Source organism: Pseudomonas putida, from assembly GCF_028682635.1.
GTDB lineage: Bacteria > Pseudomonadota > Gammaproteobacteria > Pseudomonadales > Pseudomonadaceae > Aquipseudomonas > Aquipseudomonas putida_AE.
On the sequence record NZ_JANHLK010000017.1, the window covers coordinates 99,222 to 116,443 of the forward strand.

Below are 17,222 nucleotides of genomic sequence, written 5' to 3' on the forward strand. Positions count from 1 at the left end.
TGTGGGAGCTAGCCTGCTGGCGATGGCGGTGGGTCATTCAGCGACGATGGCGACTGATCTATCGCCATCGCCAGCAGGCTGGCTCCCACAGGGGATTTGTGTGACTGATGGTTCTCGCCAGCGCGTTGCCGTACCGGCGTCGAGGCCGAACAGGTCGAGGACGCGGCCGAGGCTGTGGTCGACCATTTGCGCCAGGTCCTGCGGGCGGGCGTAGAAGGCCGGAACAGGCGGGGCGATGATGCCGCCCATTTCGGTGACCGCCGTCATGTTGCGCAGGTGGGCGAGGGTCAGCGGGGTTTCCCGGGCCATCAGCACCAGGGTGCGACGCTCCTTGAGGGTGACGTCGGCGGCGCGGCCGATCAGGCCCGATGAGGTGCCGGTGGCGATCTCTGCCAGGGTGCGCATGGAACAGGGCGCGACCACCATGCCCAGGCAGCGGAACGAACCGCTGGCGATCCCGGCGGCCACGTCATCGGCGCGGTGGTAATGGCTGGCCAGTGCTGTGACGTCGGCCAGTTTGTAGTCGGTTTCGTGGGCCATGGTCAGCAGTGCGGCGCGGCTGATGACCAGGTGGCTTTCGATGTCGAGTTCGGCGAGCAGTTGCAGCAGGCGCACGCCGTAGATGAAACCCGACGCCCCGCTGATGCCGACCACCAGGCGCTGGCGGTTCATGACTCAAAGCTCTTGAGCAGATCACGGGCACGCTCGACCACGTCCTGGTCCAGCTGCGCCTTGATCCCGTCGAATCCCGAACCGCGCGTGGCGTCCAGGCCCATGCGTGAGGTGGTGCCGTTGACCGAGGACGACGGGTCCAGCGGGCTGCCGGGCAAGCCATCGATGACGAAGATGTCCTGGTGCGGCTGGAAGTGCGTGGCCAGCGCCCACAGCACCTGGCTGTCGTCGCTGATGTCGATGTCGCTGTCCACCGCGATCACGGTTTTCAGGTACGGGTCCCAGCCGAGCAGGGCGAGCATGATCTGCCGCGCCTCGCCGTCGCGGCTCTGCTCCAGGGCCACGTAGCAATGAAAATGGGTGCCGGAATTGGGGTAGTGCACGGCGGTGACGGCCGGGAAACGCGCCTTGAGTTTCTCGCTCATTTCCGCTTCCCGGGGCAGCCGCGCCAGGGTCAGGTGTTCGGCGTAGCGACCGCCGACCACGTCCACCAGCCAGGCGTCCTTGCGCCTCATCAGGGTGTCGACCCGCAGCACATTGTTGGTCGAGCGGTCCGAGGAATAGCCGCTGAATTCACCGAACGGGCCTTCTTCGGCGTAGGCCGTCGGGTCGATGGCGCCTTCGAGCACAAACTCGGCGAAGGCCGGCACGCCGATGCCATAGCGGGGCGTCTTGACCAGTTGCAGCGGCTCGCCCAACAGACCGCCGGCCACCGCGCGTTCGTCGCTGCCGAAGGGCAGGCGTGCCGCCGCGGCGAGCATGAACAGCGGATGCGCGCCAACCACCATGGCCACGTGCAATTCCTCGCCGCGCTCGCGAGCGGTTTGCAGCATGCGCCATAGGTGACCGCGCGAGTGCAGGCTGGTGGCGAGGGTCTGCCGGGCGTGGCGCATCGAGCGGTGATAGCTCATGTTGGCGATGCCGGTGACCGGGTCTTGCGCAATGATGATCGCGTTGGTGATGTAGGGGCCGCGGTCGCTGGCGAAATGCTTGAGCATCGGCAGCAGTGCGAGGTCCACGGCTTCGCCTTCGAAGATTTCATCCAGCACCGGGCCGGTTTCCACGTAGCGCGGGGCGATGGGGTGGTTGGCGCGGTTTTGGAAAGTCTCGTGCAGTTGCGCCGGGGGCACGCCGAACATCCTGGCGATGCGGGTGCGGGAGGCGAACAGGTTGGTGACCACCGGCGCGCCGAAGTTGCCGACTTTTTCGCAGATCAACAGCGGGTCGCGGCCCTGGGTGGCCAGGGCGTCGACCAGGGCGGTGACGTCCTGATCGGCGCTAAGGGATTGCGCGATGGTGAGCACATCGTCCGGGTATTGCCGGCGATAGGCGTCAAGAAAATCGTGAAAATCCTGAGAATCGCCGAGCGTCGAGAGGGTCATGGTTTCACCTCGTAGAATGAGATTGGCGCGGCCCCTGTGGGAGCGGGCTTGCTCGCGAATGCGGTGTGTCATTCAACGGCGATAGCGACTGACCCGGCGCTTTCGCGAGCAAGCCCGCTCCCACAGGGGGGCGCGTGAACCTAGAGGTAGGTCGTGGTCAGACGAATGTCCGCCTCGGCCAGGTCCTTGGGTGGCGGCGTCGGTTCGATGCCGCACAACCGGGCGATGTTGTTGCCCAGGTAGTCCTCAAGGTGATCCTCGTCGATGCCCAGCCCTTGTGGTGCCGGTGAACACAACACCTCCAGTTCGCGCAGCCACATGCCCGGTTCGTTGGGTGGCGAGTCGGTGCCGAACACGATCTTGTTGCGCGGCAGGTCCTTGGCGAACTCGACGATCCGCGACTGGAAGCACCACCCGGATTCGCAGTACACGTTCGGCGTGTCCATGGCCATCCAGAACGCTTCGAACGAGTAGTTGCCACCAGTCTGGATGCCGAAGTGACCGATGATGAAATTGACCATCGGGAACTCGCGGATGATCGGGTAGAACATGGTCGGAATGGTGTAGGGGCCGTCGCCGGTGTGGATCAGCACCACGATGTTGTACTTGGCGCACACCTTCATCGCCGGACGCAGCCAGTCCAGCGCCCGGTCCGGGCGATAACCGTGCATGTTGGCGTGCAGCTTGAGCATCTTGAAGCCGTATTCCTTGATGTGGAATTCCAGCTCCGCCGCACCGTTTTCCGGTCCCCAGCGCGGGTTGAAGTTGAAGTTGCCGATGAAGCGGTCGGGGTACTTCACGCACAGTTCGGCGACGTAGGACATGTAGTCACGCACGCCTTCACGGCCGCGGCGGTTGCCGTCGCGGTAACCGGTGTTGCCCGGTGGCGGCTGGATGAAACCCATGTCGATGCGGCGCGGCTTGCCGTTGATCATGTACGGGCCGTCCATCAGCTTGAGCATGCGCTCGCCGGTGAAGGGTTCGCCGGTGTGGCGCCAGGCCTCGTCGACCAGGTTGGTGGGGTGCAGATGGGTGTCGATGATCATCGGTTCAGCTCCTGGCCAGTTGTGTGGTGATGGGGCGCTTGAGTTGCGCCTCTGCTTCGGAAACGGAACGTGGCGGCGGGGTCGGTTCGAGGCCGATCATCCGTGCGGTGTTGTTACCCAGGTATTCCTCGAGGGTGTCCTCGTCGAGGTTCAGGCCCTGGGGCGGTTCGTGGCACAGCACTTCCAGCAGGCGCAGCCACATGCCCGGTTCGTTCGGCGGGGTGTCGGTGCCAAAGAGGATCTTGTGGGTCGGCAGGACCTTGGCGAACTCGACGATCCGCGATTGCAGGCACCAGCCGGATTCGCAGTAGACGTTGGGCAGCTCCATCGCCCATTGCATCGGTTCGAACACGTAGACGCCGCCGGTCTGCACACCGAAGTGGGCCATGATGAAATCGACGTTGGGGAATTCCTTGATCATCGGCACCCATTCCGACGGGATGCTGTAGGGCCCGTCGCCGGTGTGCAGCTTGACCGGGATGCCCAGCTCGGCGCACTTCTCGAAGGCCGGACGCACCCAGTCCAGGGCGCGGTCGGGACGGTAGGCGTGCATGTTGGCCTGCATCTGCACCATCTTGAAACCGTGTTCCTTGACGTAGCGCTCGATCGCCTCGACGCCGTTTTCCACGCCGCAGCGCGGGTTGTAGACGAAGCAGCCGATGAAGCGGTCCGGGTAGGTCTGGACCATCTTCAGGGTGTAGGCCATGTAGGCGTCGATGGACTCGCGGCCGCTAAGATCGCCGTCGGTCCAGGTGTAGATGGTGTTGCCCTGGGGCGGCTGGATGAAGGCTTTGTCGATGCGGCGAGGTTTGCCGTTGACCATGTACGGGCCATCCATCATCTGCAGCAGACGCTCGCCGGTGAACGGGTCACCGTCATGCCTCCAGGCGAGGTCCACGAGATCCGTGGGATAGCAACTGATATCGATGATCATTGAAGTCGATCTCCTGATAGCGGGAAGGGAACCTTGCGGTTCACAAGCAGCCACGTCCGGGCAATCGGCCATTTCTATGCGTGAAGACTCACGCATTCCCTCGCCTGGTCGCATCCGGCTCGGGACGCTGGCTGCTTGGGGGGAAGTATTGGAAGGGGGTGTGGGGTTCGTACAATATTAATTGGGCGGGGGTTTGATATGCGTTCGATATGGTTTTGTATTGGCTGGGCCGGCCTCATCGCCAGCAGGCTGGCTCCCACAGGGGATTGCATTCCAATGTGGGAGCCAGCCTGCTGGCGATGGCGTCAGTAATGTGTACGCAAAGCCAACTGCCTGATCGCCTCAACCACCGGCGCCACCCGCTCACCATGCCCCGGCGGCCATACCGCATACAGGTTGTAATGCGCCGCAATCTGCGCCTCGTTCAACACCACCAACCGCCCGCTGCGCAAGGCATCGGCGGCCAGCAAACCGCGCACCAGCCCGGCGCCGACACCCGCTTCGGCCGCAGCAATCAGGTTGGCCGCATTGTCGAACACCACCCGTGCCGAAGGCTCGACCGCAGGCAAACCCGCCGCATCCAGCCACGGAATCCACGACCGTCGCGTATAGCCCAACAGCGGCAGTTCAAGGATCTGCTGCGCACTCAACGGCAGTTGCACACCATGGCGTTCCAGCAGTGCCGGCGCAGCCACCGCCATCACCCGATCCCCGCAAATCTGCGTCATCTCGCAGTCTTCCCAGTCGCCATAACCGTAGCGCAAGGCCAGGTCCACGCGTTCGAACGCACTGCGATCCGAGCGCGGCATCGACAGCAACACCACCTCATGCTCGGGCAGCAGATCCAGCAACTGCGGCAGGCGCGGATTGAGCCAGCTCTGGGCCAACTCACTGTCGACATCCAGGGTCAGCCGCTGCGCCACGCTGCGGTTTTTCACCGAAGACAGCGCCCGGTCGATCTGCGCCAGGCCGTCGGACAGCACGCTGGCGAACAGTTGCCCGGCGTCGGTCAGGTTGCTGCCGCCGCCTTCGCGCACGAACAGTGGCTGGCCGATGAAGTCTTCCAGGGCGCGGATCTGCTGGCTGATGGCGCTGTGGGTGAGGTCGAGCTTGCGCGCAGCGCTGGAGAAGCTGCCGCTGCGGGCTGCCTGGATGAAAGCACTCATGGACTGCACCGACGGGTATCGCTTGTACATGCTGTTAGTCCTACTTACACAGGATGGCAGAAATCGTCGCTGGCCCGATTTTCCCAAGGCTCCCAATAATCGAGCACCAGGCCTGCACAAAGACGGGCCGCTCTCTTGGAGCCTGACAATGATCGAATTCACGGTAAACGGCGAACGACGCGAGCTGGTAGAGACTTCGCCCTCCACGCCCTTGTTATGGGTGTTGCGTGACCACTTGAAACTCACCGGCACCAAGTTCGGTTGCGGCATGGGCCTGTGCGGTGCCTGCACCGTGCACCTGGACGGTGTCGCGGTGCGTTCCTGCCAGTTGCCGGTCGCCGCCGTGGCGGGGCACAGCATCACCACCATCGAAGGCTTGTCGCCCACCGCACAGCATCCGCTGCAACTGGCCTGGGTTGCCGAAGATGTGCCGCAATGCGGCTACTGTCAATCCGGTCAGATCATGTCCGCCACCGCGTTGCTCAACACCGGTGCGGCGGTCACCGACGATTCGATCCGCAATGCCATGTCCGGCAACCTGTGCCGCTGCGGAACCTACGGGCGGATCAACAAGGCGATCAAGCGAGCGGCCAACGCGCCGAAGGAGGCGTGATGACGACCTCTCAGGTGAATCTTTCGCGGCGTGTGTTTCTCAAGCAATCGGCGACCGTTGCGTCTGGACTGGCCGTCGCGTTTTACCTGCCTTCGAGCATGGCTGCGACGGACCCTAAAGCCCCGGCGCCCGCCGGTGAATTCGAACCCAACGCCTGGGTGCGCATCCTGCCTGACGGCACGGTGAAACTGGTGGTGCACAAGCACGACTCCGGTACCGGCACGCATACCGCGCTGGCCGCGTGCGTGGCCGAGGAACTGGACGTCAACCCGATGACCGTACAGGTAATCTCGCCGGAGGATCCGTTTTTCGACACCTACATTCACCCGATCTGGAAAGTCTTTTCCACGGGCGGCAGCACCAGCGTATCGCTGGAGTACGACCGCCTGCGCATGGCCGGCGCGACGGCGCGTTCGCTGTTGATCACGGCGGCGGCCAGACAGTGGAAGGTCAGCCCCGACAGCTGCAGTACCGAAGAAGGCCGCGTCGTTCATGCGCCGAGCAAACGCAGCCTCGGCTACGGCGAACTGGTGGGCGTCGCCGCGCATTTGCCGGCGCCTGCCAAGGTCACGCTCAAGGGCCCGGCGCAGTTCAAGTACATCGGCAAGCTGCGGCACAAGCGCGATGCCCAGGCCAAGGTTTGCGGGCGCTTCAAGTACAGCATCGACGTGGTGCTGCCGGGCATGTTGGTGGCGGTGATTCAACGGACTCCCGTGGTGGGCGCGAATGTGGTGTCGGTGGACAGCGCGGCGGCGCTGCAAGTACCGGGTGTGCGCAAGGTGATCGAGGTGCCGGGTCGGCCCGATGTCCTGGGCGGTAACGTCGCGGGTGTGGCGGTGTTGGCGGACAATTATTGGGCCGCGCACCAGGGGCGCGAATTGCTCAAGGTGCAGTGGAGCGACTCGCCGCTGACCGGGTTCGACAGCGATGAACTGGTCAAGGCCCAGGCAGCGGCATTGACTGACAAAGGCGCGCAACGGGTGTCCGCCATGGCCGCCGGGGATGTGAGCGGCCAGTGGCCGAACGCCGCGAAGCTGCTCGAAGCCGATTACCGCATGCCCTACAAGGTGCAGAATCCACTGGAGCCCATCTGCATCACCGCACAGGTCAAGGACGGCGCCATCACTTACTGGGGTGGGGTGCAGGTGCCGTCGTCGGCGCTGGAAGCGGCGCAAACGGTGTGCAGGATCGCCAAGGACAAGGTCACCATCAACGAGATGGTGTCGGGCGGCAGTTTCGGTGCGCGGGAGGCCAAATACTGGCTGTTCGAAGTGGCTTACCTGGCGCAGCAGGCCAGGGTGCCGGTGAAACTGATGAACAGCCGCGAAGACGAAATGTGTTCATTGTTCATGCACCCGGCCACGCTGCACCGGGCCAAAGGAGCGCTGAATGCTCAGGGCCGTCTGACCGCGTTGCAGCTGGAGGCGGTCTCGCCAGCCTCGCCGGAACAGTGGGAGCCAGGCTATTTCGAGCGTCCGGACAAGATGGACTACAGCACCACGGAAGCCATCACCGCCTGGGATTTCGCCTATCGCCCGGCCAACCTCGACCTGACCTGGGTCAGGCACGAGAGCCAGGTGCCCAGTGGCTGGTATCGCTCGGTGAGCTTCATTCCCAATGTGTTCGCCGTAGAGAGCTTCATGGATGAGCTGGCCCATGGCGCAGGGCAAGACCCGTTGGCCTTCCGCCTGGCCAACATGCAGGACCGGCCACGGCATGTCGCCGTGTTGAAAAGCGCCGCCGAGCGTGCCGGTTGGGATCAGCCGCTGCCCGATGGCACGGCGCTGGGGATCGCCACCAATCAGGGTTACACCAGTTTCATCGCCATCGTGGCGCGCGTGTCGAAACAGGACGGCGCCATCAAGGTCGAGAAGCTCACCTGCGTGGTCGATTGTGGTCTGGCGGTGTCGCCCGGCGGTGTCGAAGAACAGATCTACGGTGGCCTGATGTGGGGCCTCGGTCATGCCCTGTTCGATCGACTGGACATCAAGCAGGGCAGGGTGGTGCAGAGCAATTTTCATGACTATCGGGTGACGCGCATGTCGGACATGCCAGAGGTCGACATCCTGTTGGTCGAGGGCGATCCGGCCAAGCCCGGGGGTGTCGGTGAACTGGGCAGCCCATCGGTGGCCCCGGCCATCGCCAATGCGCTGTTCAGCCTGACCGGGGTGCGGCAGCGCTCTACACCGCTGAACCTGGGATAACCGGCATGGACTTGCGACTGCTGCGTTACTTCATGGCGCTGGCCGAAGAGCTGCATTTCGGCCGGGCCGCCACCCGCCTGCACATCTGCCAGCCGCCACTGAGCCAGCAGATTCGATTGCTGGAAGAGGAACTGGGCACGCCGCTGTTCGAGCGCAGCCACCACCGGGTCGAGCTGACCGCCGCCGGGCAGATGCTCAAGGAACAGGCGCCGCTGGTGTTCGAGCAGCTCAACCGTGCCCTCGACCTGACGCGGCAAACCGGCCGCGGTCAGTTGGGCGAGCTGGAAATCGGCATGATCAGTTCGGTGATGGTGGGGGTGTTGCCACGGGCCCTGCACCTGTTTCGCGAGCGCTACCCGCAGGTGAACTGGCGCCTGCATGAAATGACCCCTGCCGCACAGGTCAAGGCGCTCAAGGAAAAACGCATCGATGCCTGTGTGTTCCGGGTCGGCTATGACGATCCGCAACTGCGCAACGAGCTGCTGATCTACGAGCCGATCCGGGTGGTCATGCCGGTCGACCACCCCTTGGCCCGCCGCGACAGCCTGGCACCGGCGGACCTTGCCCAGGAGCCGTTCGTGGCGCTGGAACTGAAACAGTCGCGGTTTGCCGACTTTCTTTACCAGTGCTGTATCCAGGCCGGCTTCACACCGCAGATCCGCCAACAGGTGATCGAAGTACAAACCTTGCTCAGCCTGGTCAGGGCCGGCTTTGGCGTGGCACTGCTGCCGGCGTCCATCGAGCAGTTGGCACCCGCCGGGCTGGTATTCCGGCGCCTGACCCCGGCGTTGCCGGAGGTGCCGTTATACGCCACCTACCGTGCGGATGATGATTCGCCGGTGCTCAAGCTGTTTCTCGATACGCTGCGTGAACTGGTCCTCCAAGACCGCGATGGGCAGGCTGCACGATCATGAACGCCTGTGGTCGTAATCTTCACAAAGGCACTACACGTGGAGATCCAATGAGCCAGGACGTCTTGACCCGGGAAACCAACCGCCGCCAGTTGCAGCAGATCATCGCCGGTCTGTCCGACGGGGTGATTCTGCTCGACCCCGACCAGAGCATCCTGTGGGCCAATGACGCGGCGCTGGCCATGCACGGAGTCGCGCAGGTCAGCGAACTCGGCGCCGATGCCAAGGCGTACGCCAAGCGTTTTGCCTTGCGCTATCGCAACCATCACCCGGTGCCGGCCGACAGCTACCCGATCAACCGGGTGGCGCGGGGCGAGACGTTCAGCGATGTACTGGTGGAAGTGACGTCGGTTGCGGACGAAGAGCGCACCTGGGTCCATAGCGTACGCAGCATGGTGTTGGCCGACAGTGAGGATGAGCCGGAATCGCTGGTGTTGATCATGGACGACGTCACTGACTGGGCCAGTGCCGAGCAACGCTTCGAGAAAACCTTCGCCGCCAACCCGGCACCGGCGGTGATCTGCCGCCTCAGTGATTTGCGCTACATCAAGGTCAACCCCGGTTTCCTCGAAATGACCGGTTACTCCCGCGACCAGGTGATCGGTACTTCGACCTATGAGCTGGATGTGCTGGAGCTGGCCGAAAATAAGGAATTGGCCAAGCAGCGCCTTCTGGAAGGCGCGACCATACCGCAGATGCAGGCCGAGTTGCGTTTGTCCGACGGTGGCAGCAAGCAAGTGGTAGTGGCCGGCCAGCCGCTGGAGCTCAATGACGAAGCCTGCATGCTGTTTTCCTTTGTCGACATAGAGCCCCGGCACAAGGCCGAGGTCGCCCTGCGCCAGAGCGAGGAACGCTTTGCCAAGGCGTTTCGCCTGAGCCCGGTACCGATTCTGGTGTGCGGCGCCAGCGATCAGGTGGTGATGGATGTGAATGAGGCGTTCCTCGTTACCCTCGGCTACGCCAACGAGGAAGTGCTCGGCAAAACCATCGTCGAGATTGACTTCTTCCATGACAAAGGCGCGCGGACACGGCTCTTTACCGCCCTGGAGAAAGCCGCAAGCCTGGACCGCGTTGATATACGCGTGCGCAGGAAAGACGAGGAACTGATCGATTGTGTCGTTTGTGCCGATACCGTGAACATCCAGGACAGCCCTTGCTATCTGCTGGTGCTGATGGACATCACCGAGCGCAAACGCACCGAGCTTGAGTTGCTGTCGGCCATTGAAGAGGTGATGAAAGACGCCTCATGGTTCAGTCGTACCCTGATCGAGAAACTCGCTAACGTGAAGCACGTCAAGTCGCCGCAGTTACCCAGCGTGTCCTTTACCGACCTGACGGCCAGGGAGCGCGATGTGCTGGAATTGATCTGTGAAGGCCTGGCGGACAAGGAGATCGCCGCACGCCTGAAACTGGCGCCCAATACCGTGCGCAATCACGTCGCGACGGTGTATTCCAAGCTCGATGTGCACAGTCGCAGCGAGGCGATAGTCTGGGCGCGCGAGCGTGGGTTGTTTTCAAGTGCATGGGGTCCGAAGGGCCAGCGTTAAGGTGCAAATGCACTAGTCGCCGGGGTGCAAATTCAGGTTCTGGCAAGCAGGAGGTAAACCTTAGGCTAAGAGCGGGCGAATGACAGTTTCGGAGCATTCGTCTGCCTTGAACCGCAAAAGGAACAGCCATGCTTATTACCCGCACCATTGATTGCCGCACCGGGCTATCGCAATGATCCAGGTGTCCCAGTTGCGCACGCAAATCGAGCGGACCTTGTCGCCCTTGGCCTGTGAGTGCACTGTCAGTGGCGATCACTCATTGACCATCAAGCTCTACCACCCGGTGTCCGGACAAGTCGATCTGGTGGTCAGCGGTTTGAACGTGGCGAGGTTGCAGTCCCCCGAATCAGTGGCCGCGCTCCTCGAAGAACTGCGCTACGAGCTGCAATGCAACAGCCTGCAACGCCCGGACCCGGTAGTGTAGAAACTGTCAGGTTTGCCCTGCCCGGACGATTGAATACGCGATAATAATGGACAGAAGTGATATTTCTGCGACCACCCGTGAACTTTACGGCGGTGTTCTGTTGTCACAGAAATGTGTCCATCCTATTCGCGGGTCATCCTATGAAAAGTCTTGGGAAACGCATTTTTGCACCACTGTCGCTCTGTGCAATCATTCTCGGCGGCTGCAGCAGTCCGCCACCGCCACCACCTGCCGCGCCACCGCCACCGCCTGAAAAGACCTGCCAGACCTCCGATAGCACCCAGGTGATGGGCGATGTGCGGGCGGAAGGGCAAGTGACACGCGAAACCACCGTGACGCGATGTGTCACCCAGTAACCCGAACGACGATGCCCCCCTGTAGGAGCTGCCGCAGGCTGCGATCTTTTGATTTTGCTTTAAAGAACAAGATCAAAAGATCGCAGCCTGCGGCAGCTCCTACAGTGTGGGTGTGATTCGGGAAGTCAGCGTCAGGACAGGAAGCCACCATCCACGTTCAGCGAAACGCCAGTGGTGTAGCTCGATGCATCGCTCGCCAGGTACAGCACCGCGCCGGCCATCTCGCTCGGATCAGCCACGCGCTTGAGCGGGATCTGCTGCAGCGCGGTGTTGAGGATCGCCTCGTTCTTCACCAGCGCCGAAGCGAACTTGGTGTCGGTCAGTCCCGGCAGCAGGGCGTTGCAGCGGATGCCGAACTGCGCGCATTCCTTGGCGAAGACCTTGGTCATGTTGATCACCGCGGCCTTGGTCACCGAGTAGATGCCCTGGAAAATACCCGGCGACACGCCGTTGATCGAGGCCACGTTGATGATGCTGCCGCCGCCGTTTTCGCGCATCAGCTTGCCGGCTTCCACCGACATGAAGAAATAACCGCGGATATTGACGTCGACGGTTTTCTGGAAGGCGCTGAGGTCGGTGTCCAGCACGTTGCAGAACTGCGGGTTGGTCGCGGCGTTGTTGACCAGGATGTCCAGGCGCCCGAACTGTTCCTTGATGCCGGCGAAGACCTGGCTGATCTGTTCCATCTCGCCGATGTGGCAGGCGATGGCAGTGGCTTTGCCACCGGCGGCGATGATCGCGTCGGCCACATGCTGGCAGCCTTCGAGCTTGCGGCTCGAGACGATCACGTGGGCGCCTTGCTGGGCCAGCAGTTTGGCAATGGCTTCACCGATGCCGCGGCTGGCGCCGGAGACGAAAGCGATCTTGCCGTCGAGGTCGAACAACTGAGTCTTGGACATGGTTTTTCCTTGTTATGGAGCCGAAATCGCTGTTCGTAGGAGCCCGGCTTGCCGGCGAAGGCGTACTTGAGGCAGCCTTCGCAGGCAAGCCTGGCTCCTACAAGTGCTGTGTCGTATCAGAGGCTGGATTTCTGGATGACCTGCAGGCTCATCTGCTCCAGCAGTTTGTTCATGTGAATGAACTGCGCGAAGCGTTTGTCCTGGGTCTGGCCATGGTAGAAGCGGTAGTAGATCTGCTGCACGATGCCGGCCAGGCGGAACAGGCCGTAGGTGTAGTAGAAGTCGAAATTGTCGATCTTGATGCCTGAACGCTCGGCGTAGTAATCGACGAATTCACGGCGGGTCAGCATACCCGGTGCGTGGCTGGGCTGGCGGCGCATCAGCTGTACCGGCGCCGGGTCATCGGCTTCGATCCAGTAGGCGAGGGTGTTGCCCAGGTCCATCAGCGGGTCGCCCAGGGTGGTCAGTTCCCAGTCGAGCACGCCGATGATCTGCATCGGATTGTTCGGGTCGAGGATGACGTTGTCGAAGCGGTAGTCGTTGTGCACGATGCTGGAGGTCGGGTGATCGGCCGGCATCTTGTCGTTGAGCCAGGCTTTCACCGCTTCCCAGTGCGGCGCGTCGGGGGTCAGGGCTTTCTCGTAGCGCTCGCTCCAGCCTTTGATCTGCCGTGCCACGTAGCCTTGCGGCTTGCCCAGGTCGCCCAGGCCGTAGGCGTTGTAATCGACCCGGTGCAGCTCGACGAACTTGTCGATGAAGCTTTTGCACAGGGCTTGGGTTTTCGCCGAGTCCAGCCCCAGTTCCGGCGGTAGTTCGGAGCGCAGGATGATGCCGTTGACCCGCTCCATCACATAGAACTCGGCGCCGATCACCGCTTCGTCGGTGCAGTGCACGTAGGCCTTCGGGCAGTACGGAAAACCGTCGCGCAATTGATTGAGGATGCGGAATTCGCGGCCCATGTCATGGGCGGACTTGGCCTTGTGACCGAAGGGCGGCCGACGCAGGACGAATTCCTGTTCCGGGTATTCGAGCAAGTAGGTGAGGTTGGACGCACCGCCCGGGAACTGGCTGATCCGTGGCAGGCCGCTCAGGCCCGGAATGTGGGCCTTGAGGTAGGGGTCGATCAGGCTGGCATCGAGTTCTTCGCCGGTGCGGGTGCGGGTGGATTGGTCAGTAAGCGCCATGCTTATCCCTTCTGCTTATTCTGGTGGCCTGAAACTATTGGCTAATCTAATGCGCGCACCCGGCACCCACAACCTCCGCCCGCCCTTATAGGTGAGCGTGTTGCCGGGCAATCATTGCTTTTGATACACCTGTTTGAATTGTCCGGCTAGACGGCCTGGGTCACGCCCTTCGGCAGCTCGATAGGGGTCAGCACCGGCTGGCCGGAAAAAAACGCCACGAGGTTACGGCCCACCAGTTCCACGGTGCCCTGGGTGGCCTCGGGGGACAGTCCGGCTACGTGCGGGCTGAGGATGACGTTCGCCAGGGCCTTGAGGGTATCCGGCACCTTGGGCTCGGCATCGAAGACATCCAGGGCGGCACCGGCAATGCGCCGTTGCTCGAGCGCGCTGATCAGGTCGGCGGTGACCACCACGCTGGCCCGGGCGATGTTGACGAAAAAACCGTTGGGCCCGAGGGCCTCGAGCACCTGCTTGTTGATCAGGTGCTTGGTGCCCAGCCCCCCCGGGGTGGCGACGATCAGGAAGTCCGAGGCCCGGGCCAGTTCAGTGGGTGTCGAGCAGAACTTGTAGGGTACATCGCTGCGGTGCTGGCGGTTGTGGTAGCTCACGCTCATGTCGAAGCCCGCGCCGGCACGTTTGGCGATGGCCATGCCGACCGCGCCGAGGCCGAGAATGCCCAGGCGCTTGCCGGCGAGGGAAGGGCGCATGATTTTCGGCCATTCACCCCGGCGTACGGCGGCATCGCAGCGGGGGATGTCACGTACCAGCGCCAGCAGCAGCGACATGGCATGGTCCGCGACCGAGGAGGCGTTGACCCCGGCGCCATTGGTGACGGTGATGCCCCGGTCGGCGGCGGCTTGCAGGTCGACCTGTTCATAGCCCGCGCCAATCACGCAGATGATCTTGAGGTTGGGCAGGGCGGCGATTTCATCGCCGTACAGGCCGAGCGGGCCACGGGTCAGGACCGCATCGATCTGGCCACTGTGCCGGCTGATGGCCTCGGCGCGCTCGGCGGGCGTGGGCGCCAGGATTAGGTGAAAGCCCTGGCGTTCGAGAATGGGCAGGTAATCATTGATGGTTTCAACCAGTACCAGAACGGTTGCAGGCATGCTTTGCTCCTGTGGGCAGCGGAACGTCGGGCTCGAAAGTCGGTTGAGAGTGCTGGCTGCGGGGCAGATTGGCAACAGCCATGCTCCTCAGTGTAGGAGCTGGCGCAGCCTGCGATCTTTTTTGATCGCACCGAAATTTCAAACCGGAGCAGGGGGCTCTGTCAGGAAGGTCTGTGCCGCCTCGAGGATTTCCTCCGACAGGGCCTCGCCACGGGTAGCCCGTGCCAGTGTCAGTGCGCCAACCATCAGCGAATATTGCACCAGCGCCTGCTGCCGGTTTTGCACGGCATCGTCCGAGTCCATCAGGTTGCCGAAGGCCTCGAGCAGCCGGTTCAGGCCGGCCATGAAGGGTTCGCGCAAGCCGCTGTCGGTGGGTTCGTGGCACATGTCGCCGGCAAAGGCCACCACCGGGCAGCTTTCACCGGGATTGTCGCGGCTTTCGATCGAAAGGTAAGGTTCGATCAAGGCTCGCCGCGCCTGCGCTTTGTCTTCGCCGGTGATCCGTTCGCGCCATTTCGCCCCCACCTCCTTGAATGCCCGCTCGCTGGCCTCTCTGGCCAGCGCTTCCCTGGATTCGAAGTGGCCATAAAAACCGCCATGGGTCAGGCCCGCCGCCGCCATCACGTCGACGACGCTGATCCCGTGCAGGCCGCGTTCGCGAAACAGCCGGGTGGCGGCCTCGACGATGATTTCGCGGTTGAGGTCGGCTTGTTTGCGGGAAACGCGGGGCATGGGCGGCTCACAAGGTCTATGGGTTGGCTGTCAGAGGGCGTACTGGGCGATGCCGTTGCCGAACGACCAGTTCTCTTTCTTCACTTCCACCAGATTAATGAAAACATCTTCCAGGCGCACGGCCAGTTGCGTGTTGAGGTTTTCGACGATGGTTTTATACAGCAGCTTCTTCTGCTCCAGGGTTCGGCCTTCGCTCAGGGTGATCTGGATGACCACCAGACCGTCGCTGCGCTGGATGCCCAGGTATTGGGGGTCGAAGATGAAATGCTGTTCGTCGTGTTCGGCGAGGATCTGGAAGTTATCGTTTTCCGGCACGCCAATGGCGCTGCGCAGGGCGGCGTAGATCTGTTGGCCGATACGTTTGGCGTAGGTGGGGTCCTGCTGTTTTTTGAGATCGACGCGAACCAGTGGCATGGGAAGACTCCGGAAGGTGGGCAGGTTCATTTAAAATACATGATGGATGACCTTTATCAAGCCGATCATACGATCGCGCGATGAAACGCCATTTGTAGGAGCCGGCTTGCTGGCGATTGCGTCGGTGCGATCGACGCATGGCTTGAGGGCCAATCGCTGGCAAGCCAGCTCCTACAGGGGGAGAAAACGCCAATCTGGCACCACCGTTCCTCACCTAAGTCTTTGCATCTGTTCATTAATCCTCCAGAATCGCGCCCCTGTTTCGGCCAGGGCGCTGCCTGTCGGGTATTCCGACGCGTTCTGGCCGGGTGGCAAGTGACCGGAATGTGGAGATCCCACCGGATGAATGATCAGGCCAATAGCGTTAACGAACGCTTTGTAGCAGCGACACCCGCAACGCTTTCGAGCTGGAATCGCCAGGACACCACCTGGATGCTGGGCCTGTTTGGCACGGCGATTGGTGCGGGCACCCTGTTTTTACCGATCAACGCGGGCCTGGGCGGTTTCTGGCCGCTGCTGGTGCTGGCGCTGCTGGCGTTCCCGATGACCTTCTACGCACACCGCGGCCTGACCCGCTTCGTGCTGTCCGGCCGTGAAGGCGCGGACATCACCGAAGTGGTGGAAGAGCATTTCGGTCTCAAGGCCGGCGCGTTGATCACCTTGCTGTACTTCTTCGCGATCTTCCCGATCCTGTTGATCTACAGCGTGGCCCTGACCAACACCGTGGGCAGCTTCCTCGAACACCAGTTGCACATCATGCCGCCACCGCGTGCGGTCCTGTCGTTGGTGCTGATCCTCGGCCTGCTGGCCGTGGTGCGCTGCGGTGAGCAGGTGATCGTCAAGGCCATGAGCCTGATGGTCTACCCGTTCATCGTCGCGCTGCTGTTCCTGGCGGTGTTCCTGATTCCGCACTGGAACGGCGGCATCCTCAGTACGGCCAGCACCTTGCCTGAGCCGTCGGCGTTGTTGCACACCCTGTGGCTGGCGATTCCGGTGATGGTGTTCTCGTTCAACCATTCGCCGATCATCTCGGCGTTCGCCGTGGACCAGAAGCGCCGTTACGGCGAGCACGCCGAACAACGCAGCTCGCAGATCCTGTCCCGGGCCCACGCCTTGATGGTGGTGATGGTGCTGTTCTTCGTGTTCAGCTGCGTGCTGACCCTGTCGCCGGCACAACTGGCCGAGGCGAAAGCACAGAACCTGTCGATCCTGTCGTACCTGGCCAACCACTTCAGCAACCCGACCATCGCCTTCGCGGCGCCGTTGATTGCCTTCGTGGCCATATCCAAGTCGTTCCTGGGCCACTACATTGGCGCCAGTGAAGGTCTCAAGGGCCTGATCGTCAAGAGCGGCAAGCGTCCGGCGGCCAAGACCCTGGACCGCATCGTGGCGGCGTTCATGCTGGTGGTGTGCTGGATCGTCGCCACACTGAACCCGAGCATCCTCGGCATGATCGAAACCCTGGGTGGCCCGGTGATCGCGGCGATCCTGTTCCTGATGCCGATGTATGCGATCCGCAAGGTGCCGGCGATGGCGCGTTATCGTGGCCAGGCTTCCAATGTGTTTGTAGTTGCGGTGGGTCTGGTGGCGATTTCGGCGTTGATCTACTCATTGAGCGCGTAATGTAAA

Annotated in this window: 16 protein-coding genes; 6 read left to right on the plus strand and 10 right to left on the minus strand. The window is 62.4% G+C overall.

All coding sequences use genetic code 11. The features are described 5' to 3' along the window. Window positions 1–33 precede the first annotated feature (33 nt). From NPS56_RS20640 to NPS56_RS20665, 5 genes are all read right to left on the minus strand, one after another. Entirely contained in the window at window positions 34–672 is a 639-nt protein-coding gene (locus tag NPS56_RS20640; RefSeq protein ID WP_274076324.1) for a UbiX family flavin prenyltransferase, read from the minus strand. Continuing rightward, complete coding sequence (locus tag NPS56_RS20645; RefSeq protein WP_274076325.1) at window positions 669–2,054, minus strand: UbiD family decarboxylase; 1,386 nt, start codon at window positions 2,052–2,054, stop codon at window positions 669–671. The genes NPS56_RS20640 and NPS56_RS20645 overlap by 4 nt, the downstream gene beginning before the upstream one ends. Window positions 2,055–2,194: 140 nt before the next feature. After that, the gene (locus NPS56_RS20655; protein ID WP_008059304.1) at window positions 2,195–3,100 is read right to left on the minus strand and encodes an amidohydrolase family protein; all 906 of its coding nucleotides are present in this window, start codon (window positions 3,098–3,100) and stop codon (window positions 2,195–2,197) included. A gap of 4 nt (window positions 3,101–3,104) precedes the next feature. Continuing rightward, window positions 3,105–4,034, minus strand: coding sequence for an amidohydrolase family protein (locus NPS56_RS20660; protein WP_274076326.1), 930 nt, complete (start codon window positions 4,032–4,034; stop codon window positions 3,105–3,107). A 305-nt stretch (window positions 4,035–4,339) separates the two neighbouring features. Next, entirely contained in the window at window positions 4,340–5,230 is an 891-nt protein-coding gene (locus tag NPS56_RS20665) for a LysR substrate-binding domain-containing protein (RefSeq protein WP_274076327.1), read from the minus strand. A 118-nt stretch (window positions 5,231–5,348) separates the two neighbouring features. On the opposite strand from NPS56_RS20665, the gene NPS56_RS20670 reads away from it, so the two are divergent. The 5 genes from NPS56_RS20670 to NPS56_RS20690 all read left to right on the plus strand — a co-directional run bounded on the left by NPS56_RS20670 (window position 5,349) and on the right by NPS56_RS20690 (window position 10,899). Beyond that, complete coding sequence (locus tag NPS56_RS20670; RefSeq protein ID WP_274076328.1) at window positions 5,349–5,813, plus strand: (2Fe-2S)-binding protein; 465 nt, start codon at window positions 5,349–5,351, stop codon at window positions 5,811–5,813. Then, complete coding sequence (locus NPS56_RS20675) at window positions 5,813–8,017, plus strand: xanthine dehydrogenase family protein molybdopterin-binding subunit (RefSeq protein WP_274076329.1); 2,205 nt, start codon at window positions 5,813–5,815, stop codon at window positions 8,015–8,017. The genes NPS56_RS20670 and NPS56_RS20675 overlap by 1 nt, the downstream gene beginning before the upstream one ends. A gap of 5 nt (window positions 8,018–8,022) precedes the next feature. After that, window positions 8,023–8,931 carry a LysR substrate-binding domain-containing protein gene (locus tag NPS56_RS20680; RefSeq protein ID WP_274076330.1) on the plus strand — a complete coding sequence of 303 codons (909 nt, stop codon included), beginning with the start codon at window positions 8,023–8,025 and terminating at the stop codon, window positions 8,929–8,931. Between the two features lie 47 nt (window positions 8,932–8,978). Beyond that, window positions 8,979–10,475, plus strand: coding sequence for a helix-turn-helix transcriptional regulator (locus NPS56_RS20685; protein WP_274076331.1), 1,497 nt, complete (start codon window positions 8,979–8,981; stop codon window positions 10,473–10,475). Between the two features lie 172 nt (window positions 10,476–10,647). Next, window positions 10,648–10,899 carry a DUF1652 domain-containing protein gene (locus tag NPS56_RS20690; RefSeq protein WP_274076332.1) on the plus strand — a complete coding sequence of 84 codons (252 nt, stop codon included), beginning with the start codon at window positions 10,648–10,650 and terminating at the stop codon, window positions 10,897–10,899. A 487-nt stretch (window positions 10,900–11,386) separates the two neighbouring features. Here the strand turns inward: NPS56_RS20690 and NPS56_RS20695 are convergent, their stop codons facing one another. The 5 genes from NPS56_RS20695 to NPS56_RS20715 form a co-directional block, all read right to left on the minus strand. Next, window positions 11,387–12,154 carry an SDR family oxidoreductase gene (locus NPS56_RS20695; protein ID WP_007976320.1) on the minus strand — a complete coding sequence of 256 codons (768 nt, stop codon included), beginning with the start codon at window positions 12,152–12,154 and terminating at the stop codon, window positions 11,387–11,389. Between the two features lie 116 nt (window positions 12,155–12,270). After that, window positions 12,271–13,338: a phosphotransferase family protein gene (locus tag NPS56_RS20700; protein WP_274076333.1), complete on the minus strand. Its 1,068-nt coding sequence runs from the start codon at window positions 13,336–13,338 to the stop codon at window positions 12,271–12,273. Window positions 13,339–13,484: 146 nt separating this feature from the next. Further along, entirely contained in the window at window positions 13,485–14,447 is a 963-nt protein-coding gene (locus NPS56_RS20705) for a 2-hydroxyacid dehydrogenase (RefSeq protein WP_274076334.1), read from the minus strand. Between the two features lie 138 nt (window positions 14,448–14,585). Then, complete coding sequence (locus NPS56_RS20710; protein WP_274076335.1) at window positions 14,586–15,179, minus strand: TetR/AcrR family transcriptional regulator; 594 nt, start codon at window positions 15,177–15,179, stop codon at window positions 14,586–14,588. A gap of 30 nt (window positions 15,180–15,209) precedes the next feature. Beyond that, window positions 15,210–15,593, minus strand: a complete 384-nt coding sequence (locus NPS56_RS20715; protein ID WP_046817435.1) for a tautomerase family protein — start codon at window positions 15,591–15,593, stop codon at window positions 15,210–15,212. A gap of 342 nt (window positions 15,594–15,935) precedes the next feature. Between NPS56_RS20715 and NPS56_RS20720 the strand changes: the two genes are divergently transcribed. Then, the gene (locus tag NPS56_RS20720; protein ID WP_274076336.1) at window positions 15,936–17,216 is read left to right on the plus strand and encodes a serine/threonine transporter; all 1,281 of its coding nucleotides are present in this window, start codon (window positions 15,936–15,938) and stop codon (window positions 17,214–17,216) included. The last annotated feature ends 6 nt before the right edge of the window (window positions 17,217–17,222 follow it).